Raw genomic sequence first — 22774 nt, 5'->3', positions numbered from 1 at the left:
GATGTCAGACGCCCGGCCGCTGTGGCGGACGGTACTCACCCCTCGGTGGTCCGGTCTGCTGGTGCTCGCGTTGGCGATCGCCGGGGTGATGACGGTGATGGGCGTTTGGCAGATCGGGGTCTATCAGTCGAAGACCGCCGACGCGACGGCTGAGCGCGCTGCGGCGCCGCCGGTGCCGTTGCAGTCGTTGTTCTCGATCGACGAGGGGTTGCCGTCGAAGGCTGTCGGTCGGCGGGTGACGATCTCCGGGACTTGGGCCCCGGCGGCCGACCAGGTGTTCATCGCGGATCGGCTGCACGACGGGCGGGCCGGGTTCTGGGTCGTATCGCCGTTGAAGCTGTCCGAGACCGACGCGGTGATGGTCGTGCGAGGGTGGGTCGCATCGGTGACTGATCCGGCGGCCGCGGCGCCGTCGGGCCCGGTGTCGTTGACCGGCGCCGTGATCTCGTCCGAGGCCGAGGACGCGTCGGGCGACGCCGCCAAGGGCCGGGTGCTGTCGTCGCTGCGGATCCCGACGATCGTGCATCTGGTGAAGTACCGCGTGTACGACGCTTTCGTCGTACAGACGACTCTGGACTCGGGCACGCCACCTTCCCCCGCGCCGGCGACCGTCGTACCCCCACCACCACCAACGGACCACGCCGGCCTCCGAAACATCGCGTACGCCTTCCAGTGGTGGATCTTCGCCGCCTTCACCCTCTGGATGTGGACCCGCATGCTCCTCGACGCCCACCGCGAGCCCGACAACGCCGAACTGGACAACCCCGGGTCCGGGGAGTCGGGGGCCGACCGGGGCGTTGAGCGTGCTGAGCCAAGCGGTACGGTTTCAGCGTGACTTCCTCTGCCGACCCCGCCACCTCCGCCGGCTCGCAGCCGCTCACCCCGGCTGCTCGCGGTGCGCTGACGCGCTACCGCGTGATCGCGTACATCGTCGGCGTGATGCTGCTCCTGCTGCTGTTCCTCGCGATGCCGCTCAAGTACCTGGCCGACAACCCCGCCGCGATGAACGTGATCGGCCCGATGCACGGCTTCCTGTACGTCGTGTACCTGCTGGCGACCTTCGACCTGTTCCGCCGCGTGCAGTGGTCGTTCCCGCGCCTGGTACTGATGGCGATCGCCGGCACGATCCCGTTCCTGTCGTTCTACGCCGAGCGCCGCACCACACACGAACTCCAGGGCCGCTAAACCCGTTGTCCCACCGGCCTGCCGCCCCCTAGCGTCAGGCCATGCCGCCCGACACCAGCCCTGACATCGACACCAGCCCTGACATCGACACCAGCCCTGACGTCGGCGCCATCCCGCCGGCCCCTCGCCCCCGCACCGAGGCCACGCCGCCGTACCACCGCCCGGGGGCCACGCCGCCGCACACCCGCCCCCGCGTCGAGGCCATCCCGCCGGACATCCGCCCGCACGTCGCGGCCGTGCCGCCGGACACCGGCCCGCGCTCGGGGTCATGCCGCCAGGCGCCCGGCCTCGCACCATGATCCCGCCGCCCGACCCCCGCCCGCGCGGCGGGGTCATGCCGCCGGACATCACGGGGTTCAACCGCGCCAGCTGGAACCAGATCCACCCGGACCGACCCGGGCGCCCCGCGTCGTACTTCGCTGGTGGCGGCACCACGCTGTCGCCGGCCGAACTCGCCGCTGCCGGTGACGTCCGCGGCCGGCGGGTTCTCCAACTGGCCTGCTCCTGCGGTGATGACGCCCTCTCCTGGGCCAACCTCGGCGCCTCGGTCGTCGGTGCCGACATCTCCGAGGTGGCGATCGCGATGGCCACCGAGAAGTCCGTCGCCGCAGGCGTCCCGGTCGAGTTCGTGCGCGCCGACATGCTCGATCTGCCGTCGTCCCTGACCGGCTTCGATGTCATCTACCTGAGCTGGGGCGCAATCTGCTGGGTCCCCGACCTGAACACCTTCGCGACCTCCGTCGCGCACCGCCTCACCCCCGGCGGTTCAATCCTGATCGCCGACCATCACCCGATCTGGGAGATCCTGTCCGTCCAGGGACCCAACCACCTGACGGTTACGGCGGACTACTTCGCCCGCACCACCCCACGCGCGACCATCGACAACCCCAAGCTGCCCACCGGCGCACGGGACAACCCGGATGCCCCCACCTTCACCGCCTTCATCTGGCCGCCCAGCGACATCGTCACCGCACTCCTGTCAGCCGGCCTGACCCTCACAGCCTTCCAGGAGTCCGCAGTTCCCGAGATGTACGACGGCCTTGGCGCAGCCTCCGCACACCTCCCGGCGACCTACCTCATCCACGCAGCGCGCGATGTTTCACATGAAACATCGCCGTAAGTGTCGAGATGGATTTGTCGACATATCACCCTGATGACTTATCCCGGTAGTTCGGGGTTCGAACTAGCTCTGTGAGAGCGATCCTTAGCGGCTTCCGCCGACTTACATTCTTGTGATTCCCGGCTCCGAGAGGCCCTGAGACCGCCCTCAAAGGCGCCAGATTGCACTCTTCACACCCTCGGTACGGCGTAGTGGAGCCGCACCGCACCAGCCGTGTCCGACTGCACCGAGAGGAGCTGCAGACGGGTCGGCGCCTCTCCGACGGCAAGCGGCGGTCCGTCCATGACCGACGGCGTACCGAGACCTCCCACCAGCGCGGGCGCCAGCGTCAGGTGCAGTTCGTCGATCAGCTCCGCGCGCAGCAAAGCTCCGTTCAGGCCACCGCCGGCCATGGACAGCACGCAGCTGATTCCGAGCTCCGTCCCCATCGCGGCAATCGCCTGGCGGAGATCGACGCGCTCCTCCCCGACGACGAGGTAGCAAATGCGCTCCCGGCGCAGATACCCGAGATAGTCAGCGGGAGTCGAACGCGCCACGAGCACCAGCACGTCCCAGTCCGGATGCTTCTCGGTCCACCGCACACGTCCGCGGCTGTCCACGATCGTGAACCACATATGCGGCGGCGACGGCTGCCCTGTGCTGTCTGCCGGGAGGAAGTGACTGTAGAGGCTGTCCGGCTCGCCCTCGTAGGCTGGCAACGGCTCGGGTACTTCGTCCTCGGCCACCAGGCTGCCGCTGCCCTCCAGGACCGCGTTGCAGCCGTATTGGTCTCTGACGAGCTCGAGTACGTCGACGCCGACCGAGTCCGACGCCTCCGGGGTCATCGCGGCCCAGAGCTCCGAACTCGGCTGGTGCATCAGCAGCGCGTTCCGGGCCAGCGCCACTTTCCCGTCGACGCTCGCCCCGACACTGACCACCACACGCGGCCGCTCGTCCACCTTGGCCTCCTCAGACTCGCCGGAGACAAGAGCTAATCAGGGCCCGCCGACAATCCGACGGGCACCACAGCAGACGGCTACCCGCCGGTGTCAGGAGTCGGTGGGTTTGTTCGGGTCCATCAGGGTGACGATCCGCTCGAGGTCGTCCAGGGACGCGAACTCGACGGTGATCTTGCCCTTGGTCTTGCCCAGGTCGACCTTGACGCGGGTCTCGAAGCGGTCCGACAGCCGGTCGGCCAGGTCGACCAGCCGCGGGGCGACCGGCTTGTTCCGGCGACGCGGCGCCGGGGCGTCGTCGCCGTTCATGTCGCCGAGGGCGACGATCTCCTCGACCGTGCGCACCGAGAGCCCTTCGGCGACGATCCGCTGGGCGAGGCGCTCGATCGCGTCACCGCTCGGCAAGCCCAGCAACGCCCGCGCGTGACCTGCGGACAGGACGCCCGCCGCGACCCGGCGCTGGACGGACGCCGGCAGCTTCAGCAGGCGCAGCGTGTTGGAGATCTGCGGCCGCGACCGCCCAATCCGGGTCGCCAGCACCTCCTGCGTGCACCCGAAGTCGTCGAGCATCTGCTGGTACGCCGCCGCCTCTTCGAGCGGGTTCAACTGGCTCCGGTGCAAGTTCTCCAGCAGGGCGTCGCGCAGCATCGCGTCGTCCGAGGTGTCCCGCACGATGGCCGGGATCGTCTCCAGCCCGGCCTGCTGCGTCGCCCGCCAGCGACGCTCGCCCATCACGAGCTCGTACTTGTCGCCGTCGAGCTTCCGGACGACGATCGGCTGCAGGAGCCCGATCTCCTTGACCGAGTGGACGAGCTCCTCCATCGCCTCCTCGTCGAAGACCGTCCGCGGCTGCTTCGGGTTCGGCGTGATCTTCTCGACCTCGATCTCGGCGAACGAGGCACCCGGTACCGCGGCCAGCTCCAGCTCCGTCTCCTGGGCCTCCGCCGGCTTGCTCACCGGGGGCGCCCCCGGGATCGAGCTCGACTTGCTGCCGAGGGTCGTGGTGCCAGGCGCCGGCGAGCTGGGGATCAGCGCACCAAGTCCGCGTCCGAGTCGGGTGTTCATCGCGCTCCCTCGAGTTCGACATCCTGCTGAGCTACTGCTGACCTATCACAACACCGAGGGGACCACGTCGTTCGCAGGCGCTCCCCCGGCTCCCGTTTCACGTGAAACGGTGCCACACCGATCATCCGGTTCAGGCGTTGTTCCGCATCGCGATCTCGCGAGAGGCCTCCAGGTACGACAGCGCGCCGGCCGAGGCCGGGTCGTACGCGAGCACGGTCTGCCCGTGGCTCGGCGCCTCCGAGATGCGCACCGATCGCGGTACGGCGGTCCGCAGTACGGCGTCCTTGAAGTGGCCGCGGACCTCCGCCGCGACCTCGCCGGCCAGCTTGGTCCGGGCGTCGTACATCGTCAGCAGGATCGTGGAGACGTCCAGGCCGGGGTTCAGGTGCGACTTCACCATGTCGATGTGGCGGAGCAGCTGCGAGAGGCCCTCGAGCGCGTAGTACTCGCTCTGGATCGGCACCAGCACCTCGCGGGCGGCCGTCAGCGCGTTCACGGTCAGCAGGCCGAGGGACGGCGGGCAGTCGATGAAGACGTAGTCGTACTTCTCGCCCGCAGCCTCGGTCTCGGCAAGGTAGGCCTCGAGCACGCTCTTCAGCCGGCTCTCCCGGGCGACCAGGCTCACGAGTTCGATCTCGGCACCGGCCAGGTCGATCGTCGCCGGGATGACCTGGATGCCTGGGTGCTCGGCACACGGCTGGACCAGCTTGCCGAGCGGCTCGCCTTCGATGATGGCCTCGTAGACTCCCGGCGTACCCTCGGCGTGGTCGATGCCCAGGGCCGTCGAGGCGTTGCCCTGCGGGTCGAGGTCGATGACGAGGATCTTCGCGCCGTACAACGCCAGGCCGGCGGCGACGTTGACCGTCGTCGTGGTCTTGCCGACGCCGCCCTTCTGGTTGGCGACGACGAACACTCGGGTCTGGGCGGGCAGCGGGAACTCGCGGCCCATAGTGCGTCCTTCATTCACCAGCAAGGTCCGTTCGGTCGCGGCGGCGATCGGAGTCTCGAGGAGTCGTCGCTGAAGCTCGTCCGACGTGGCCCGCGCGGCGATCTGTGCGGCAGTCATAGCGCCCATTCCAATAGGTGCGGGACTTGGCCCGAAGAGGATGTCAGTAGGGGTCGGGGCGGGTCTGCCCCCAGCTCCGTCCACAGGCTTCTGTGGACGAATTCCCGTGTGCGGGGGCAGTTTCATGCGGTGCTCATCCACAGGCCGTGGAGATTCCGCGAGGTCCTCGTCGGCGTCCACCAGTGACGCCGAATCGGGCCGGGAACCATCATCCCGCATCTCGGGGGTTTCACGTGAAACGGAGCGCGATTCGTCGACGGTCGGTCCGCCGAGACCGGCGGCCGCGGCTGCGCGCAGGCCTGAAGTGTCGATCGGCGGGGCGGTGCGCACCGGAGGCGCCGGGGCGGGGGCGGTATCGGGAGCGGGCTCCGGAGTCACCACGCGAACCGCGGAGTCGGGTTCGGTCGGCCAGCCGATGCCCTGCGATGACCTCGGCTCACCGGTGCTCTTCTCGGGCCATCCGAGGGCACGACTCACCAACCCGCTCACCTCCCGTGTCTGGCGTGCCGGGATCCCCCTGCAGCACGTCCGGCCACAATACTCACCACAGTCGTGGGGTGGGCCAGTTCATCGCCGCCGAGTTGGTGAATGTGGCAAACCTCTGCCCCAAGCTTCATCAATTCGCGTTCCGAGGCGTCCAGTTCCTCCTCCGCGGACGACCCCTTCATGGCGAGCATCAGCCCGCCTTCGACACAGAGCGGCAGGCACCATCGCGCGAGCTTCGCCAACGGCGCGACCGCCCGCGACGTCACCACGTCGTACGACGCCGGCGGCAACTGCTCGGCCCGCGCGCGGACGACGGTCGCGTTGTCGAGCCCGAGTTCGTCGACGGCCTCCTGGAGGAACGTCGTACGGCGGAGCAACGGCTCGACGAGATCCACCTGGAGGTCCGGGCGCACGATGGCCAGCACGAGCCCCGGCAGGCCGGCCCCGGTGCCGACGTCTGCGACGGTCGACTCCTCCGGGATCAGGCGCTCGACGACGGCACAGTTCAGCAGGTGCCGATCCCAGAGCCGCGGGACCTCGCGCGGCCCGATCAGTCCGCGGAGCGTCCCCTCGGTCGCGAGCAACTCGGCATAGGCCGAAAGCCGGACCGCCGCCCGTGGAAACAGCTTCTCCACGAGCGGCGGTGTTTCACGTGAAACAGGTTCGGTCATCGCAGCATCGTCATGGCTGGACCACCACGCGGCGGCGGGGCTCCTCACCCTCGGACTCCGAGGTGAGGCCGGCGGCCGCGACGACGTCGTGGACGACCTTGCGCTCGAACGGGGTCATCGGGTCCAGGCGGACCGGGGTGCCGGACGCCCTGGCTTCCTCGACGGCCTTCCGCCCGACCTCTTCGAGCTCGGCCTTCCGGTTGGCGCGGTAGTTGGACACGTCGAGCATCAGCCGCGAGCGCTCGCCGGTCTCGCGGTACACGGCCAGCCGGGTCAGCTCCTGGAGCGCCTCCAGCACTTTGCCGTTCTCGCCGACGAGGTTGTTCAGTTCGGCGCCGACGATCGAGACCGCGGCGCGGTCGCCGTCGATGTCCATGTCGATGTCGCCGTCCAGGTCGGCGATGTCGAGCAGTTCCTCGAGGTAGTCGGCCGCGATGTCGCTCTCCGCCTCGAGCGCCTTCAAGCGCTCCTCGGCGGAGTTCTTCGGGCCGGCGGACTGCTCCGCCGTGTCGGTGTTCTGCATGCCGTCGGTCACGGCTACTCCTTCACAATTTCGAGATCCGCCCCACGGGGACCCGGGTCATTCACAAGCAGAAAGGGGAACTGCGGCGCACCGGGTCAGCGCGAGCCGCCCGACCGCTTCTGCGCCGCCTTCTTCTGCGCGGCCGACTTCGCCGCGGGCTGGCGCTTGGCCGACGTACCCTTCTTGCCGGCCGGCTGCTTCTTGGCAGCACCGGCCTGAGTCTTCTTGGGCGCATCCTGCTTCGGCGCCGCGTCCTCGGCATCCGTCGCGGACGGCTGTCCGTTGCTCGACGAGGCCGAGCCACCCGTCGCCGGGCCGCCGGTCTTCCGGTCACTCCGCGACTGCCGCTTCGGCTGCTGCCGCTGCGCCGGGCGCCGGTCCGTGGTGGTCTCCGTGTCGGCGTCGCCGGTGCCCGGAACGTTCTCGTCGGCCGGGCGGCCGTGGCGCAGGTTCTGCTCGCGCTTCCGGGCCTGCATCGCGTCGTACGCCGGTGTGCCCGGGGCCGGGTTGCGGCGGATCACGTAGAACTGCTGGCCCATGGTCCAGACGTTCGAGACGAACCAGTAGATCAGCACACCGATCGGGAAGTTGAAGCCACCGATCAGGAAGAAGATCGGGAAGACGTACAGCATGATCTTCTGCATCTGCGCGGCCTGGCCCTCGAGGGCCTCCTTCGGCATGTTCTTCCGCATCAGCTGCAGTTGCGTGATGAACATCGTCGCCGTCATCAGGATGATCAGCACGACCGCGACGACCTTGACGTTCGCGGAGCCGTCGCCGTTCGCCCTCAGGAAGGTCTGCGAGATCTCCGCGCCGAAGATCTTGGCGTGCCGCAGCGACTCGACGTGCGGCGCGATGACGCTGCTGTGCGCCTCACCCTTCGAGGCGCCGTCCAGCACCCGGAACAGGGCCAGGAAGACCGGCGACTGGAGCAGCAGCGGAAGGCACGAGGAGAACGGGTTGGTCCCGGTCTCCTTGTACAGCTTCATCATTTCCTGACCGAGCTTCTCCCGGTCGTGGCCGTACTTCTTCTGCAGCTCCTTCATTTTGGGCTGCAGCAGCTGCATGTTCCGGCTGGAGCGGATCTGCCGGACGAACAGCGGGATCAGCAGGGTCCGGATGACGATCGTCAGGCCGGCGATCGACAGCGCCCAGGCCCAGCCGCCGTTCGGGTCGAGCACCTGGCCGAGCAGCCAGTGCCAGCCGACCAGCAGCGCGGACACGGCCCAGTACAGGGGCGTCATGACCGTGTTGAACAGGTCTACGATTCCGTCCCACACCGCGAGCCCGGGGATGGCCAGAAGAGTCACTCACACACCTCGCTGCACAGGCCCGGCGTCGGCTGACGATCCGGGCTGGTTGGCGGAGAGGGACTCTCCGCGCTGGTCGACATCTTTGGGTGGAACGGGGTCGTAGCCTCCGGGGTTCCACGGGTGGCAGCGGATGAGTCGCCTCATCGCCAGCCAGCTACCGCGCACCGCACCGTGGCGCTCGACCGCCTCCAGGGCGTACGCCGAACAACTCGGGTAGAACCTGCACACCTGCCCGTACATCGGACTGATCAGCAGGCGGTACAGCTTCAGGAAACCGATGATCCCGCTCCGCACGGGATTGAACCGCATCATGACTTCAGGGTCTTGCGCAGGGCGCCGTCGACGTCCGCGACCAGCTCGTCGTACGACGCCGAGGCGGACGACGGGAGGGCGCGGACGACGGTCAGGCTGCCGGCCGGCAGATCCGCGAGGCGGGTCGCCAGGACAGCACGCAGACGGCGGTGGACCCGGTTCCGCAGAACCGCGTTGCCCACCGCCTTGTTCACAACGAACCCGACCAGCGGAGGGCCGGTCCGGCCGTCCTCCACCAGCACGTGAAGGACCACCGCGCGTCGCGCCGCGCGCCGTCCGGACCGGACGGCGCGGCGGAAGTCGTCGGACCGGCGTAACCGGTTCGACGCGGGCAACACGAGGTGGTCACCGAACGAGTGGGGCGCTCAGGCCGCGAGGCGCTGGCGACCCTTGCCACGGCGGGCGGCGATGATCGCACGACCCGCACGGGTGCGCATCCGAAGACGGAAGCCGTGCTTCTTGTGCCGACGACGGTTGTTCGGCTGGAACGTCCGCTTGCTCACTGGAATGACTCCGGTTACTCGAGATCACAAAATTTGTCGACAAATCCACTGATTGGACCTGTCCGTTGGTGCAGTCCTGCACACCGTCGGAGAACCAGAGGAGAGGTCCCGCAGGGAGCGCAGCACGAAACGGCCGGCTCAACACCGACCGATCCACGGTACGTGGCTCCCTGTGGACAGGTCAAACCGGGTATCCCCAGACTTTTCCACAGGCTTGTGGACAGGGTAGTGGGCAACCGGTGGACACCGAAGCCGTCACTGTCCGGACCGGACCGCGACGGAGAGCGATCGCCAACCATGACTACGCTCCGGCGTCTACCCGACACGCCGCAGGTTGCCCCCAATTTCCTGTTCATAGCCTGTGGATGACGGCTTGAAGGTGGCCACGCGAACTTGTTAGCGTCACTCCCTCACACCAGAGGTCCCACACCCCGCGATCGGTAACCAACCTGCTCCGGCGGTCGTTCACATCTGTGGACAACCGTTGTGGACAGTGGCCGCACGGTGTCGGGTCGAACGGTCGCGCCGCCCGGATCACCCGGAACGCGCCGGCCACCGTAGCGATGGATTCGGGGAGCAACGCGTGGTCGAGGACCATTCCGCCAGTGCGGAATTCACACCGGTGGAATTCACCGCAGCCGAGTACCGCAACCCGGCCGACGGCCCACAGGACCTGCGACCCGAGCCCGGCACCGACATCCGCCCCGAACCGGCCGCGAACTTCCGCACCGAGGTTCCCCCCACCCGCGAACCACTCCGGTCTGAGCTTCCGGCGCAGCAGGAGCCGATCACCCGGCCTGAGGTTCCAGGTGCCCGCGAACCGCTGGCCGGGTCCGAGGCTCCGGCTGCTCGTGAGTCGCTGGCCAGGTCCGACGCTCCAGTTGCCCACGGGCCGTTCGCCGGCTCCGAGGTTCCGTCCGCCGGCGAGCCGCTGACTCACTCCGATCTTCCAGCCACGGCGCAGGGCGATTCGCAGTCGCGCGGCGAGTCGCAGTCGCGGCGCGAGGAGCAGTCGCAAGGCGAGGCGCGGTCGCAAGGCGAGGCGCGGTCGCAGGGCCAGTTGCTAGGCGAGGCGCAGTCGTACGGGCGGGCCGGGGCCGAGCAGGCGCCGGGGCCGCGGATGGATCCGGGGGACTATTTGAGTCCTTCGCTGCCGATTCCGATGCCTGAGCCCCCGGGGGCCGGGTACCGTCCCGCGCCGCCGGCGGCGTACGGGTACCGGTCGGAGCTCGAGCGTGCGGCGACGGATCTTCCGGCCGGTCCTCCGATGCCCGCTGCTGGTACGTCGTACTTCGGTGCGGCGCCGGCTGTCGGAAATCACCGCTACCCCGACACGGCGGGGAACGCCTGGGGTCCGCAGGAATGGGGTACTGGCAGCGCCGACGGAGCTGGTTCGGTACCGAACGAGGGCGAGGCACGTGTGGACGACACAGCCATGAACCAGTGGTCACCGGACGACAGGTCCGCCCAGCAGCCCGCTACCGAGCAGCAGCCCTCGGAGCCGGCGCACGTCGAGCAGCCGCAGGCAGAACCTCAGGCCGAGCTGCCAGCTCCGGATCAGCTCCCGCTGCCGGACCAGCTCCCCCTGACGGATCAGCTCCCCCTGCCTGAACAGCACCTGGCCGAGCAGCAGCCACCAGAGCGCCAGCCTCAAGGGCAGCCGCAGGAGCAGCAGCTGCAAGAGCAACTGGCTCCGCAGCAGCAGCCTTCCCAGCAAGCCAACGAGCAGACGGCGCCGCAGCCGCATGTCCACGAGCAGCCGCAGCAATCGCCGGCGCCCGAGCAACCGGCGTTTCAGCAGCAGTCTTCGCACCAGCCAGCGCCTCAGCAGCAGGTCCACCAGCAGCCCATTCAGCAGCACGCCCAGCAGCACACGCCGCAGCCGGCCACGCAGGAGAACTCGCAGCAGCAGGCTGCTCAGCAGACCTCGCATCAGCAGGCCCCGCATCAGCAGGTCGTCCAGCCGCAGGGGTTTCAGCAGCAGGTGCATCAGCAGGCGGTTGCTCAGCAGAGCGTGGCGCAGCAGCCGCGGGTGACGGAGGTGGCGCCTGCCGTTACTGATCTGGGTGAGGCATGGCGGCGCGTGCTGGCAGGCCTGCCGCCGAATCAGCGTGCCTGGCTGACCAACTCGCGCCCGGTGACGCTGCACGAGAGCACCGCGATCGTCGCCGTACCGGACGACTTCACCCGCGGGCAGCTGGAGACGCGGCTCCGCCCGGACCTCGAGCGGATCCTCACCGAGAGCTTCGGCCGCGACATCCGGATCGCCGTCACCGTCGACCCGTCCCTCGACCCGGAACTCCGCGAGCAGCAGCAGGCAGCCCAGCAGCCGGCCCCGCAACAGCACCAGCCGCAGCACCAGCAGCACCAGCCCCAGCAGCAGGCGCACCAGCAAGCTCCACAGCAACACCAGCAGCCCTACCCACAGCAGCCGGTGCAGCATCACCAACAGCACCAGCCGCAGCAGCACGTCCAGCCGCCAGTACGCGAGCCGCTCCGCACCGACGGCGCCTACCAGCCGACGATCCAGTCCGCGCTGACCGACCCGGACAACGGCCAGCAGTTCAACCAGCGCCAGGACCAGGCCCCGCAGCACTACGAGCAGCAGCAGACGTTCGGCCAGCCGCTCGGTTCGGTCGCGCCGCCTCCGAACGGTTCCTCGCAGCCGGCCACCGAAGCGCAGGGCGAAGCTCGGCTCAACCCGAAGTACACCTTCGAGACCTTCGTCATCGGCAGCTCGAACCGGTTCGCGCACGCGGCCGCCGTCGCGGTCGCCGAGGCGCCGGGCAAGGCGTACAACCCGCAGCTGATCTACGGCGACTCCGGGCTCGGCAAGACCCACCTGCTGCACGCGATCGGGCACTACGTGCGCAGCCTCTACACCGGAGCCCGCGTCCGGTACGTCTCCAGCGAAGAGTTCACCAACGACTTCATCAACGCGATCCGCGACGACAAGGCGTCCCAGTTCCAGCGCCGGTACCGCGACGTCGACGTCCTGCTGATCGACGACATCCAGTTCCTGGAAGGCAAGATCCAGACCCAGGAAGAGTTCTTCCACACGTTCAACACGCTGCACAACGCGAACAAGCAGATCGTGATCAGCTCCGACCGCGCGCCGAAGCGTCTGGAGGCGCTGGAGGACCGGCTGCGGAACCGGTTCGAGTGGGGCCTGATCACCGACATCCAGCCGCCGGACCTCGAGACCCGGATCGCGATCCTCCGGAAGAAGGCCGCGACCGAGCGGCTGACCGCGCCGCCGGAGGTGCTGGAGTTCATCGCGTCGAAGGTGCAGACGAACATCCGTGAACTCGAGGGCGCCCTGATCCGGGTCACCGCGTTCGCCAGCCTGAACCGGCAGCCCGTCGACCTGAGCCTCGCCGAGATCGTCCTCAAGGACCTGATCCCCGAGGGCAGCAAGCCCGAGGTGACGGCCAGCATGATCATGGGCCAGACCGCGTCGTACTTCGGACTGTCGATCGACGACCTCTGCGGATCGAGCCGGAGCCGGGTGCTGGTGACCGCGCGCCAGATCGCCATGTATCTGTGCCGCGAGCTGACGGATCTGTCGCTGCCGAAGATCGGGCAGCAGTTCGGCGGCCGCGATCACACGACCGTGATGCACGCCGAGCGGAAGATCCGGCAGCTGATGTCGGAGCGCCGCAGCGTCTTCAACCAGGTCACCGAACTGACCAACCGGATCAAGCACCAAGCCAAGCAGCAGTAACCACACAGGCTGGGGACACAGCTGTGGAAAACTGTGGGTATCGCCGTGGAAAGCCCCGCTCGGGGTGTGGATTCGCTGTGGGGACAGATTTCGCCGTCCACGGCCGTCCGCAGACGAAGCGAGCGCCGTCCACACGGCATCCACACGGCAATTCGGGCTCTGACCTGCGAAGTCGGCGCTTTTCCACAGTATCCACCGGTGCGAAGAACACTATGGAATCTGTAGAGGTCTCGAAGGCCACAAATCGATCGTGCGGCCCGATCTGGGGAAAACCCCGATCTCGCGCCGGCTTGCGGGACCTGTCAGGCTGGTCCCGGAACACCGCGAGCACGCGTTCGCGGCAGGACCGCAACGACGCCGACGCGACCCGCCCGGAGCGCCACGTCAGGCCCGATGGGCGCACAGCACACTTGTCCGTGGCAGGATCTGCCTGGCACACAGCCGAAACAGGAGGCACCCAGCGGTGAAGTTTCGCGTCGAGCGCGACGTACTGGCCGAGTCGGTGGCCTGGGCGGCGCGCAGTTTGCCCAGTCGTCCCAGCGTCCCGATCCTTGCCGGCCTGCTGGTCGAGGCCGAGGACGGGCAGATCACCCTGTCCGGCTTCGACTACGAGACCTCGGTGCGGGTCACCGTGCCCGCGCAGGTGGCCGACGCGGGCAAGTGCCTGATCTCCGGCCGGCTCGTCGCCGATATCTCCAAGAGCCTTCCGAACCAGCCCGTGGACGTCGCCGTCGACGGCGCCAAGGCACAGGTCACCTGTGGCAGTTCCCGGTTCACGCTCCAGACGCTTCCCACCGAGGAATATCCGGCCCTGCCGGAGCTCCCGGCCGCCAGCGGCACGGTGAAGGCCGACGTGTTCGCCCAGGCCGTCTCCCAGGTGGTGACCGCGGCCGGTCGCGAGGACACGCTGCCGGTGCTGACCGGTGTGCGGGTCGAGATCGAGGGCTCCACGATCTCCCTGCTGGCCACCGACCGCTACCGGCTGGCGATCCGCGAGCTCGAGTGGAACCCGCAGTCCCCTGACGCGTCCGCGGCCGCGCTGGTGCCGGCCCGGGTGCTGTCCGAGACCGCGAAGGCGATGACCGGTTCCGACGTGATCGTCTCGCTGGCCGCTCCGGGGACCGGCGACGGCATCGTCGGCTTCGAGGGTGAAGTGTCCGGTGGCAACCGGCGCGCCACCACCCGGCTGCTGGACGGCGAGTTCCCGAAGGTCCGCGGCATCATCCCGACCGACGCGTCGATCGCCACCCGCGTGCGGATCGACACCGCCACGCTCGTCGAGGCGGTCAAGCGGGTCGCGCTGGTGGCCGAGCGCAACGCGCCGGTCCGGCTGACGTTCGAGGACGACAGCGTGACCCTCGACGCCGGCAGCGGTGACGAGGCGCAGGCGTCCGAGTCGCTCGAGGCCCGGGTCTCCGGTGACGCCGTGACCGTCGGCTTCAACCCGACGTACCTGCTCGACGGCCTGAACGCGATCGGTACGCCGGTCGCGCACCTGGCCTTCACGCAGGCGACGAAGCCGGCCGAACTGACCGGTGTCACGGACTTCGACGGTGAACCGATCAGCGAGTTCCGGTACGTGCTGATGCCGGTCCGCCTGAACAGCTGAAAGCCAACAGAACAAGGGGATTCACGATGGAGCTCGGCCTTGTCGGTCTCGGCAAGATGGGCGGCAACATGCGCCAGCGGATCCGCAACGCAGGCCACACCGTGGTCGGGTTCGACCACAACCAGGACATCTCCGACGCCAAGGATCTCGCCGACATGGTCGGCAAGCTGACCGCCGGCGACCAGCCGAAGGTCGTCTGGGTGATGGTGCCGGTCCAGGCCATCGATCCGGTCATCACCGAGCTCGCCGAGCTGCTCTCCCCCGGCGACATCGTCATCGACGGCGGCAACAGCCGCTGGACCGACGACACCCGGCGGGCCGCGCAACTGGCCGAGAAGGACATCAAGTTCGTCGACTGCGGGGTGTCCGGCGGCGTCTGGGGCCTGGAGAACGGCTACGCGCTGATGTGCGGCGGTGACAACGAGACGGTCGCGACGCTGATGCCGATCTTCGAGGCGCTCAAGCCGGAAGGCGAGTTCGGGTTCGTGCACGCCGGCAAGGTCGGCGCCGGGCACTTCAGCAAGATGGTCCACAACGGCATCGAGTACGCGATCATGCAGGCGTACGCCGAGGGTTTCGAGCTGCTCGAGGCCGCGGACGTCGTGGACAACGTGCCGGAGACGTTCGAGTCCTGGCGCGAGGGCACCGTGATCCGGTCCTGGCTGCTCGACCTGATGGTGAACGCGCTCAAGGAAGACACCCACCTGGACAAGATCCGCGGGTACGCCGAGGACTCCGGCGAGGGCCGGTGGACGGTCGAGGCGGCGATCGACAACGCCGTACCGGTGCCGGCCATCGCCGCGTCGCTGTTCGCGCGGTTCGCGTCCCGGCAGGAGGACTCGCCGGCGATGAAGGCGATCGCCGCGATGCGCAACCAGTTCGGCGGCCACGCCGTGAAGGGCGCCGAGTCGGCCGATCCGTCGTACGCGACGCCTCCGACCAAGCACTGAGGTGTACGTCACCGCCCTTGGCCTGATCGACTTCCGCTCGTACCGGGAGGCGGAGGTCCGGCTCGCTCCGGGCGTGACGGCCTTCGTGGGCCCGAACGGCCACGGCAAGACGAACCTGGTCGAGGCGATCCACTACACCGCGACGCTCGGCTCGCACCGGGTGGCGAACGACGCACCGCTGGTGCGGGCCGGCGCCACCCGGGCGATCGTCCGGACCGAGATCCGCAGCCAGTACGACCGGGACGTGGTCGTCGAGCTGGAGATCAATCCGGGGAAGGCGAACCGGGCCCGGGTCAACCGGTCGCCGGTGCCGCGGCCACGGGAAGTGCTCGGTCTGCTCCGGACGGTGCTGTTCGCGCCGGAGGACCTGGCGCTGGTAAAGGGCGATCCGTCCGAACGCCGCCGGTTCCTGGACGAGCTGCTCACGCTGCGCGCGCCGCGGATGGCCGGCGTCCGGCAGGACTACGACCGGGTGCTGAAGCAACGGAACTCGTTGCTGCGCAGCGCCTCGCAGGCGCGCCGGCAGAACCGGTCGAGCGCCGCCGAGGGGCAGCTGCGCACGCTCGAGGTCTGGGACTCGCACCTCGCGCGCACCGGCGCCGAGCTGCTGGCGACCCGGCTGGAGCTGCTGGAGGCGCTGCGGCCGCTGGTCTCCAGCTCGTACGACGCTGTTGCCCGCGGCAAGGGTGACGCGCGGCTGGAGTACAAGTCCTCGGTGGTGCTCGAGCCGGGCGTGGCGTCGCGGGAGCAACTGGAGGACGTGCTGCTGGCCGCCGTACGGGAGAAGCGGCAGGACGAGCTCGAGCGCGGGGTGTCGTTGGTGGGCCCGCACCGCGACGACGTCGTACTCGGCCTCGGGGACCTGCCCGCGAAGGGGTACGCCAGTCACGGCGAGTCCTGGTCGTTCGCGCTCGCGCTGCGGCTGGCGTCGTACGAACTGCTCCGCGCGGACGGCGGCGAGCCGGTGCTGATCCTCGACGACGTGTTCGCCGAGCTGGACTCGCAGCGGCGGGACCGGTTGGCGGAGCTGGTGGCGCCGGCGGAGCAGGTGCTGGTGACCGCCGCGGTCGGGGCGGACGTGCCCGCTGAGCTCAGCGGGGCGCGCTTCGAGGTGGGTGAGGGGGTCGTTCAGCGTGGCTGACCCCCCGGATTCCTCCGAGAGCGGCCCCGAGAGCGAGGTCGAGCACGACAAGCAGGGGCTGGAACTGGCCAAGTCGCTGGCCGGCCGGCTCAAGCAGCAGGCGGCGAAGGGCGGCTTCAAGCCGGTCAAGCGCCGTCGCCGGCCGCGTATCGACGGCGCCCAGATCAGCAGCGCCCGCCCCGACGACCGCGACCCGCAGCGCCTGACGAACACGCTCGGTCGGCTGATGCGCGACCAGGGCTGGGAGGTCGACGTCGCCGTTCACGGCGTGATGGCGCGCTGGCCGTCGATCGTCGGCCCCGAGATGGCCGAACACTGCAAGCCGGAGTCGTACGACGACACGGTGCTGACCGTCCGTACGTCGTCGACGGCATGGGCCACCCAGCTGAAACTGCTGGCCCCCGACCTGGTCCGCCGCCTGAACGCCGAACTCGGCGAAGGCACCGTCACGGTCGTCAACGTCCAGGGCCCCCACACCCCCAGCTGGCGCAAGGGCCCCCGCACCGTCCGCGGCGGCCGCGGCCCCCGCGACACCTACGGATAGCCGCCTGGATTGCTGGGAGGACCCGGCGCTCCCCTAGGATCGGGCGCGATGCGTGCGCTAGTTGACGGCTTTCGCGAGATGGTCCACCTGATCGGGGATACGTTCCGGCTCTGGTGGAAGAACCTGCTGCCCATGACCACCTGGTGGTTGGCGGGTTTCGTGGGTTTCACGGTGTGCTCGCAGGGCGCGATCTGGCTGGCCTGGCATCAGCACTCGAGTCTCGGGACCGGTCTGTTCGCGGTCGGCGTACTGCTGCAGATCACCGCGGCCGTCGGCATGATCCGGACCTGTGCCATGTCGCTGTACCGCTGGCGGGACGCGGCGAGCGACGAGGCCGAGGAGACGTCGGATCCGACGCAGCGCGGGCTGCTGGAGCTGCTGGCAGTCACACTGCTGCCGTTGGTCGCGGTGTGGTCGGCCTGGGGGTTCTTCGACGAGCAGGTCAGCCAGCTGAGCGCGACGTTCCTGGTCCAGAACGGCCTGCAGCCCGGCTCCGGGTTCTTCAAGGTCGGTATCCACAGCTGGCACAACTACCTGCCCGCGCTCATCATCCTGCTGGTGCTGCGCCGGGTCCTGCAGGCGATCGACGACCGCTGGCCCAGCCGGCCCGTGAAGTTTGCGCAGGTCTGGGCGGAGTCCTTCTTCGTGCTGCTCACCGTCGTGATCACGCCGTTCGCGATCCGCGAGGGCCAGGAGTGGTTCAAGGACCGCAGCTTCTGGTACTGGTCCGTGGACTGGTGGGACGGCGTCAAGGACTTCTTCGACAAGATCAACATCCCGGTCCCGGCCGGTATCGAGTTCCTCTGGGGCTTCTTCTGGGAGTCGCTCTGGCCGTTGTTCAAGCTGGGCGTGGCCGAGCCGCTCACCTGGCTCGCGATCACGACCGTCGTCTTCGGTCACCGCGTCCTCTCCAGCGGCGGTGTCCTTCGCGGTACCCGCCTCGAGCGCCGGCTCGGCGGGCAGGCCGCGGCGGAGACGCCGCAGCGCGGCCGGATCGCCGGGCTCACCTACAAGGCGCCGGATCTGGTGCTGGGCGGTCTGCGGGAGAAGTTCTACCCGACGCTCAACGCATTCCGGCTGCTGGTCCGCGTCGGGCCGGTGTTCCTCGGCGTCGTTTGCATGGTCTACACGTTCTGGCTGCTCGGCGACGAGTGGGCGTTCGTCGTGGTCCAGCGGTTGCTCGGCGTCCACGGGCAGTACTGGGGCCTGATGAACCACGAGATCGCCATGCTGGTCAGAGGGCTGCTCTTCGAGCCGCTGCGGATCGCGCTCCTGGCAGCCGCGTTCGACCTGTGCATCTCGGTCGGCACCGAGCGCCGGGCGGAGGCCGCCGCCGCGGCGCAGGCCAAGGCACAGCCAACCGCCGACCAGCCGACCCCTGCGACCGTCTGAGGGTCAGGGAGTGATCAGAACCCGTCGGTGGATGTAGAAGTCCTCGACGGTGACGCCGGTCAGGTGTGGGACGCTGCTCTTCGGTACGACGTACACCTGGGCGACCTTGCCCGGCTTGTCCATCGTGTGCGGGTGGTCGTTGTCGGCGCAGTACGTCGGCAGCGTGTAGCCGCTCACGAGCTGGTCGTCCCAGATGTTGCCCTTGTCGTCGACCAGCTTGGCCTCGCAGCTGAATCCCCGCTCCTTGAGCATCAGGCCCTTCCGCGGCGTGACCGTGAACGCGGCGACGACGATCACCGAGCCGGCGGGCGCGTCGACCTTGATCTCCTCGCCCTCCTCGTCGACCAGCGCCGAGTAGGCCTTCAGCGAGTCGAGCTTCCACTCGATGCTCTGGACCGTCACCGGGCCCTGGCTGACGACCTCGTCGATCCGGCCCTCCTCGTGAATCCGCTCGTCGTCGCTCAGGTACGGCTGGAGCAGGACGAACATGCCGACGGCCAGTAGCGCCACCAGCATCGAGACCTGGACGACCAGCCGGCTCGCGCGGCTCGCGGTCCTCACGACGCCACCCGGGTGACGGGGCGCTCGATGACGTACTGCGGATCGGCGCCGTCGACCATCTGCTGAGCGATCTCCTCGGTCGGGACCCCGAGGTCGACCTGGACCTCGGAGTTGTACACGTTGAACAGCATGCTCGGGCGGAGCCGCAGCGTCAGGCCCTTCAGGTCGGCCGGGTTGACCTCGAACACGACCGAGCCGGTCTTCGCGAAGCCGGCGTCCGGGAAGTCGAGCTTGCTGTTGGTCGGGCCGTTGATCTCCTGGTAGGAGCTGCCGCCGTCGGTGACCAGCGCCGGGTAGAAGGTGTCGGGCTTCTTCACGCCGCGGACGGTGTCCCACTCGACCGCGACGTAGATGCCGTTGGTACCGATCGGCTTCTCGTCCTCACTGGCCGACCCGTCGAGCACCGCCTGGGCGAACTTGACCCGGGTCACCTTGACCGTCGACCCGCTGCCGGCGTACGGCAGCGCCTCGCCGATCGTGCCGCGCACGACCTTGATGTTCTGCTCGTCGTACACGTTCTCGGGCGTCGCCAGCCTGGTCAGCCCGCCGAGCATCACGAAGAGCAGGCCGATCAGGACGGTCGCGGGGCGGTACAGCTTCATCTGGTCTTCCCGTCGTCGACGACGACGGTCGGCTTGAGCCGGACCACCGCGGCCGGGTCCTCGTTGTGCCAGTACGGGTCTTCGTTGGCACCGAGCGTGGCGTAGTCGCCCTCGTAGTGCTCCTGGAGGACGCCGATCTCGACCACGTCGGCCGCGAAGTCGGGCTCCACCTCGAACTTGGTGCTGCAACTCTCCGGCGGCAGCCCGTAGACGAGCTTCCAGCTGGTCTGGTCGCCGTGGCAGGTGCTGCCGTTCGACTCGATCAGGTCGGCGCCGCCGCCCGGAACGAACCTGAGCAGGTCGTTGCCCACCGACTCGCTCTTCTGCTCCTCGGAGTCGATGTTCTTCACGTCGAAGTACACCCGCAGCGTGGTCTCGGCCTCGCTGTACTCCTTCTTCGGCTTCCGGACGATCTCGGCCTTGGTGAAGGTGAACTCGAACCGGCCGGCCGTGACCGTGGTCGGCGCGTCCAGGGTCGGCACCGTGCGGCCCTTCTTCTCTTTCCAGCCGCCGGTGGCCAGGATCACCAGCGCCGCCACCACGACGAGGGCGATCAGGATCAGCCAGATGCGCCGATGCCGGTGAATCACCCGGTCGGCGATCATCGCGTCGATGACCTCGTCGAGACTTTCCACGGCTGCGATCCTAAAGGGCGGCGGGTCCGCGCCGGGCACCCGTCGTCCGTGGCGCCCCGAGCCGGGCTGACCGGTCTGGACCGGAGGCCGCCGGATCGCCCGGCGGCGAAACGGCCGGAGGCCACAGAATGCCCGTGAGCGCTTTTCGGCCCCCCACCCGCGAGAGGGGACATGGCGAGGAGGGCGAAAAGACGCCCTGTCCACAGTTTCGGGCGGATGGTGGCAGGTTCTGCTTCGGTCGACGGGTAGAATGGAGCGTGTAGAGCGAGCCGCACCTCTGCCATCACCGTGGAGGGCGGCTCTACTGTGCCGCGATGCCTCGCGAACGCGGGGTCCGAGGAGGACAACCACCGGTGACCGACGAGCCGATCGAGATCGACGCCAACCAGTCCGCCGACCCCATCGGCCTCAGTGATCCCGCCGTACGCGATCTGGACGAGATCCCCTCGACGCTCGTCGAGCGGGAGTACGACGCGAGCGCGATCCAGGTCCTGGAGGGACTGGACGCGGTCCGCAAGCGCCCGGGCATGTACATCGGGTCCACCGGTGAGCGCGGTCTGCACCACCTCGTCACCGAGGTCGTCGACAACGCGGTGGACGAGGCCATGGCGGGGTACTGCGACCGCATCGTCGTCACCCTGCTGGCCGACGGCGGCGTCAGCGTCAAGGACAACGGCCGCGGCATCCCGGTCGGCATCGTCGAGTCCGAGGGCAAGCCGGCCGTCACCGTGGTGCTGACCGTGCTGCACGCCGGCGGCAAGTTCGGCGGCGGCGGGTACAAGGTGTCCGGCGGTCTGCACGGCGTCGGCGTCTCCGTGGTGAACGCGCTGTCCACCCGGCTCCGCGTCGACGTGCACACGGGCGGCAAGGAGTACACGCAGTCCTTCTCGATGGGCGTCCCGGACGCCGACCTCGCCGAGCTCGGCGCGTCAGACTCGACCGGGACCACGGTCACGTTCTGGGCGAACCCGGACGTCTTCGAGACCACGACGTACTCCTACGAGACGCTGGCCACCCGGTTCCGCGAGTACGCCTTCCTGAACAAGGGCCTCGAGCTGGTCATCCGGGACGAGCGCCCGGACCACACCGACGAGGACGGCAACCCGCTCGAGCAGTCGTTCAAGTACGACGACGGCCTGGTCGACTACGTGCGGTACCTGACCGGTATCCGCGAGACCGTGCACCGCGACGTGATCTCGTTCGAGGCGGCCACCTCGGAGAACAGCATGAGCCTCGAGGTCGCGCTGCAGTGGAGCGGCTCGTTCCAGGAGTCCGTGCACACCTTCGCGAACGCGATCAACACCCACGAGGGCGGTACCCACGAGGAAGGCTTCCGGGCCGCGCTCACCTCACTGGTCAACTCGTTCGGCGAGGACCAGGGGATGATCAAGAAGAAGGAGGACCGGCTCACCGGTGACGACATCCGGGAGGGCCTGACCGCGATCATCTCGGTCAAGCTCGGCGAGCCGCAGTTCGAGGGCCAGACCAAGACCAAGCTCGGCAACACCGAGGTCAAGGGCTTCGTCCAGCGCGTCGTCAACGACAAGCTCGGCGCCTGGTTCGAGCAGAACCCGGCCGAGGGCCGCGAGATCGTCCGCAAGGCGAGCGCCGCGGCGAGCGCCCGGATCGCGGCCCGCAAGGCCCGCGACCTGGCCCGCAACCGCAAGGGCCTGCTCGGCGGCGGCGGCCTGCCCGGCAAGCTGGCCGACTGCCAGTCGACCAACCCGGAGGAGTGCGAGGTCTACATCGTCGAGGGTGACTCGGCGGGCGGCTCCGCGAAGGGCGGCCGGGACCCGAAGTTCCAGGCCATCCTGCCGATCCGCGGCAAGATCCTGAACGTCGAGAAGGCCCGGATCGACAAGGTCCTGCAGAACAACGAGGTGCAGGCGATCATCTCCGCGCTCGGCACCGGCATCCACGAGGACTTCGACGAGGACAAGCTCAGGTACCACAAGATCGTGATCATGGCCGACGCCGACGTCGACGGCCAGCACATCCGGACCCTGCTGCTGACCCTGCTGTTCCGGTTCATGCGGCCGCTGATCGAGCGCGGGCACGTGTACGCCGCGCAGCCGCCGCTGTACAAGATCCGCTGGAGCAACCAGCCGCACGAGCTGGCCTACACCGACCGCGAGCGCGACGGCCTCCTCGAGGCGGGCGCCGAGGCCGGCAAGAAGCTCCCCAAGGAGAACCCGATCCAGCGCTACAAGGGTCTGGGCGAGATGAACGCGAACGAACTCTGGGAGACCACCATGGACCCGGCGAACCGGGTCCTGCTGCAGATCACCCTCGACGACGCGGTGCGCGCCGACGAGACGTTCCAGACGCTGATGGGCGACGACATCGAGGCGCGGCGCAGTTTCATCCAGCGCAACGCCAAGGACGTCCGCTTCCTCGACATCTGATTCTCGCCAGCACACCGACGTACCAGATCTGA

Annotated in this window: 22 protein-coding genes and 1 pseudogene; 11 read left to right on the top strand and 12 right to left on the bottom strand. The window is 68.7% G+C overall.

The annotated features are described in order from the left end of the window. The first annotated feature begins 1 nt into the window (after position 1). From ABN611_RS12290 to ABN611_RS12275, 4 genes are read left to right on the top strand one after another with little or no spacing between them, the layout of a single operon-like run. Complete coding sequence (locus ABN611_RS12290; protein WP_350279962.1) at positions 2–835, top strand: SURF1 family protein; 834 nt, start codon at positions 2–4, stop codon at positions 833–835. After that, entirely contained in the window at positions 832–1185 is a 354-nt protein-coding gene (locus ABN611_RS12285; RefSeq protein ID WP_350279961.1) for a DUF3817 domain-containing protein, read from the top strand. Before ABN611_RS12290 ends, ABN611_RS12285 begins: the two co-directional genes overlap by 4 nt. A gap of 41 nt (positions 1186–1226) precedes the next feature. Then, positions 1227–1484 (top strand): hypothetical protein, encoded by a 258-nt coding sequence (locus ABN611_RS12280; RefSeq protein WP_350279960.1) that lies wholly within the window; start codon positions 1227–1229, stop codon positions 1482–1484. Beyond that, positions 1481–2305: a class I SAM-dependent methyltransferase gene (locus tag ABN611_RS12275; RefSeq protein WP_350279959.1), complete on the top strand. Its 825-nt coding sequence runs from the start codon at positions 1481–1483 to the stop codon at positions 2303–2305. The genes ABN611_RS12280 and ABN611_RS12275 overlap by 4 nt, the downstream gene beginning before the upstream one ends. Before the next feature lie 170 nt (positions 2306–2475). On the opposite strand, the gene ABN611_RS12270 is transcribed toward ABN611_RS12275, so the two are convergent. The 9 genes and pseudogenes from ABN611_RS12270 to rpmH all read right to left on the bottom strand — a co-directional run bounded on the left by ABN611_RS12270 (position 2476) and on the right by rpmH (position 9179). Beyond that, a complete protein-coding gene (locus ABN611_RS12270) occupies positions 2476–3243 on the bottom strand; it encodes a dihydrofolate reductase family protein (protein ID WP_350279958.1) in 768 nt (255 codons plus the stop codon). 90 nt (positions 3244–3333) lie between these two features. Continuing rightward, a complete protein-coding gene (locus ABN611_RS12265; protein WP_350279957.1) occupies positions 3334–4305 on the bottom strand; it encodes a ParB/RepB/Spo0J family partition protein in 972 nt (323 codons plus the stop codon). A gap of 130 nt (positions 4306–4435) precedes the next feature. Further along, entirely contained in the window at positions 4436–5371 is a 936-nt protein-coding gene (locus tag ABN611_RS12260) for an AAA family ATPase (RefSeq protein WP_350279956.1), read from the bottom strand. Positions 5372–5856: 485 nt separating this feature from the next. Then, the gene (rsmG, locus tag ABN611_RS12255) at positions 5857–6528 is read right to left on the bottom strand and encodes a 16S rRNA (guanine(527)-N(7))-methyltransferase RsmG (protein WP_350279955.1); all 672 of its coding nucleotides are present in this window, start codon (positions 6526–6528) and stop codon (positions 5857–5859) included. A gap of 10 nt (positions 6529–6538) precedes the next feature. Beyond that, positions 6539–7051, bottom strand: a complete 513-nt coding sequence (locus ABN611_RS12250; protein ID WP_350281633.1) for a R3H domain-containing nucleic acid-binding protein — start codon at positions 7049–7051, stop codon at positions 6539–6541. Between the two features lie 323 nt (positions 7052–7374). After that, positions 7375–8295, bottom strand: a pseudogene (gene yidC / locus ABN611_RS12245) (membrane protein insertase YidC); the annotation flags it as partial. 66 nt (positions 8296–8361) lie between these two features. Continuing rightward, positions 8362–8673 (bottom strand): membrane protein insertion efficiency factor YidD, encoded by a 312-nt coding sequence (yidD, locus tag ABN611_RS12240; RefSeq protein WP_167217919.1) that lies wholly within the window; start codon positions 8671–8673, stop codon positions 8362–8364. Beyond that, complete coding sequence (gene rnpA / locus ABN611_RS12235) at positions 8673–9014, bottom strand: ribonuclease P protein component (RefSeq protein WP_350279954.1); 342 nt, start codon at positions 9012–9014, stop codon at positions 8673–8675. The genes yidD and rnpA overlap by 1 nt, the downstream gene beginning before the upstream one ends. A 27-nt stretch (positions 9015–9041) precedes the next feature. After that, positions 9042–9179, bottom strand: a complete 138-nt coding sequence (gene rpmH / locus ABN611_RS12230; RefSeq protein WP_130386492.1) for a 50S ribosomal protein L34 — start codon at positions 9177–9179, stop codon at positions 9042–9044. Positions 9180–10299: 1120 nt separating this feature from the next. Between rpmH and dnaA the strand changes: the two genes are divergently transcribed. The 6 genes from dnaA (at position 10300) to ABN611_RS12200 (ending at position 18539) form a co-directional block, all read left to right on the top strand. Beyond that, a complete protein-coding gene (gene dnaA / locus ABN611_RS12225) occupies positions 10300–12903 on the top strand; it encodes a chromosomal replication initiator protein DnaA (protein WP_350281632.1) in 2604 nt (867 codons plus the stop codon). 463 nt (positions 12904–13366) lie between these two features. Then, positions 13367–14512, top strand: coding sequence for a DNA polymerase III subunit beta (gene dnaN, locus ABN611_RS12220; protein ID WP_350279953.1), 1146 nt, complete (start codon positions 13367–13369; stop codon positions 14510–14512). A 26-nt stretch (positions 14513–14538) separates the two neighbouring features. Continuing rightward, positions 14539–15462, top strand: coding sequence for a phosphogluconate dehydrogenase (NAD(+)-dependent, decarboxylating) (gene gnd, locus ABN611_RS12215; RefSeq protein ID WP_350279952.1), 924 nt, complete (start codon positions 14539–14541; stop codon positions 15460–15462). Position 15463: 1 nt separating this feature from the next. Next, positions 15464–16603 (top strand): DNA replication/repair protein RecF, encoded by a 1140-nt coding sequence (gene recF, locus ABN611_RS12210; protein WP_350279951.1) that lies wholly within the window; start codon positions 15464–15466, stop codon positions 16601–16603. Next, positions 16596–17147 (top strand): DciA family protein, encoded by a 552-nt coding sequence (locus tag ABN611_RS12205; protein WP_350279950.1) that lies wholly within the window; start codon positions 16596–16598, stop codon positions 17145–17147. The genes recF and ABN611_RS12205 overlap by 8 nt, the downstream gene beginning before the upstream one ends. 48 nt (positions 17148–17195) lie before the next feature. Continuing rightward, positions 17196–18539 (top strand): hypothetical protein, encoded by a 1344-nt coding sequence (locus tag ABN611_RS12200; protein WP_350279949.1) that lies wholly within the window; start codon positions 17196–17198, stop codon positions 18537–18539. Positions 18540–18542: 3 nt separating this feature from the next. Here the strand turns inward: ABN611_RS12200 and ABN611_RS12195 are convergent, their stop codons facing one another. Genes ABN611_RS12195 through ABN611_RS12185 form a run of 3 tightly spaced genes read right to left on the bottom strand, consistent with a single transcriptional unit; the run spans position 18543 to position 20337 of the window. Further along, on the bottom strand, positions 18543–19100 hold the full coding sequence (locus ABN611_RS12195) for a hypothetical protein (RefSeq protein WP_350279948.1): 558 nt from the start codon (positions 19098–19100) through the stop codon (positions 18543–18545). Then, positions 19097–19702: a hypothetical protein gene (locus ABN611_RS12190; RefSeq protein WP_350279947.1), complete on the bottom strand. Its 606-nt coding sequence runs from the start codon at positions 19700–19702 to the stop codon at positions 19097–19099. Before ABN611_RS12190 ends, ABN611_RS12195 begins: the two co-directional genes overlap by 4 nt. After that, complete coding sequence (locus ABN611_RS12185; RefSeq protein ID WP_350279946.1) at positions 19699–20337, bottom strand: hypothetical protein; 639 nt, start codon at positions 20335–20337, stop codon at positions 19699–19701. The genes ABN611_RS12190 and ABN611_RS12185 overlap by 4 nt, the downstream gene beginning before the upstream one ends. A 431-nt stretch (positions 20338–20768) precedes the next feature. On the opposite strand from ABN611_RS12185, the gene gyrB reads away from it, so the two are divergent. Next, positions 20769–22742 (top strand): DNA topoisomerase (ATP-hydrolyzing) subunit B, encoded by a 1974-nt coding sequence (gene gyrB / locus ABN611_RS12180; protein WP_350281631.1) that lies wholly within the window; start codon positions 20769–20771, stop codon positions 22740–22742. The last annotated feature ends 32 nt before the right edge of the window (positions 22743–22774 follow it).

The organism is Kribbella sp. HUAS MG21, assembly GCF_040254265.1.
GTDB lineage: Bacteria > Actinomycetota > Actinomycetes > Propionibacteriales > Kribbellaceae > Kribbella.
The sequence above is the reverse complement of the archived record's forward strand: the minus strand, read 5'-3'. Positions and strand labels throughout refer to the sequence as shown.

Bases quoted from the DNA above. Each gene is read 5' to 3' on its own strand.
- ABN611_RS12290 (WP_350279962.1), top strand. From the start codon at position 2: ATGTCAGACGCCCGGCCGCTGTGGCGGACGGTACTCACCCCTCGGTGG.
- ABN611_RS12280 (WP_350279960.1), top strand. From the start codon at position 1,227: ATGCCGCCCGACACCAGCCCTGACATCGACACCAGCCCTGACATCGAC.
- ABN611_RS12275 (WP_350279959.1), top strand. From the start codon at position 1,481: ATGATCCCGCCGCCCGACCCCCGCCCGCGCGGCGGGGTCATGCCGCCG.
- ABN611_RS12265 (WP_350279957.1), bottom strand. From the start codon at position 4,305: ATGAACACCCGACTCGGACGCGGACTTGGTGCGCTGATCCCCAGCTCG.
- ABN611_RS12260 (WP_350279956.1), bottom strand. From the start codon at position 5,371: ATGACTGCCGCACAGATCGCCGCGCGGGCCACGTCGGACGAGCTTCAG.
- rsmG (WP_350279955.1), bottom strand. From the start codon at position 6,528: ATGACCGAACCTGTTTCACGTGAAACACCGCCGCTCGTGGAGAAGCTG.
- ABN611_RS12250 (WP_350281633.1), bottom strand. From the start codon at position 7,051: ATGCAGAACACCGACACGGCGGAGCAGTCCGCCGGCCCGAAGAACTCC.
- yidD (WP_167217919.1), bottom strand. From the start codon at position 8,673: ATGCGGTTCAATCCCGTGCGGAGCGGGATCATCGGTTTCCTGAAGCTG.
- dnaA (WP_350281632.1), top strand. From the start codon at position 10,300: ATGGATCCGGGGGACTATTTGAGTCCTTCGCTGCCGATTCCGATGCCT.
- gnd (WP_350279952.1), top strand. From the start codon at position 14,539: ATGGAGCTCGGCCTTGTCGGTCTCGGCAAGATGGGCGGCAACATGCGC.
- ABN611_RS12200 (WP_350279949.1), top strand. From the start codon at position 17,196: ATGCGTGCGCTAGTTGACGGCTTTCGCGAGATGGTCCACCTGATCGGG.
- ABN611_RS12190 (WP_350279947.1), bottom strand. From the start codon at position 19,702: ATGAAGCTGTACCGCCCCGCGACCGTCCTGATCGGCCTGCTCTTCGTG.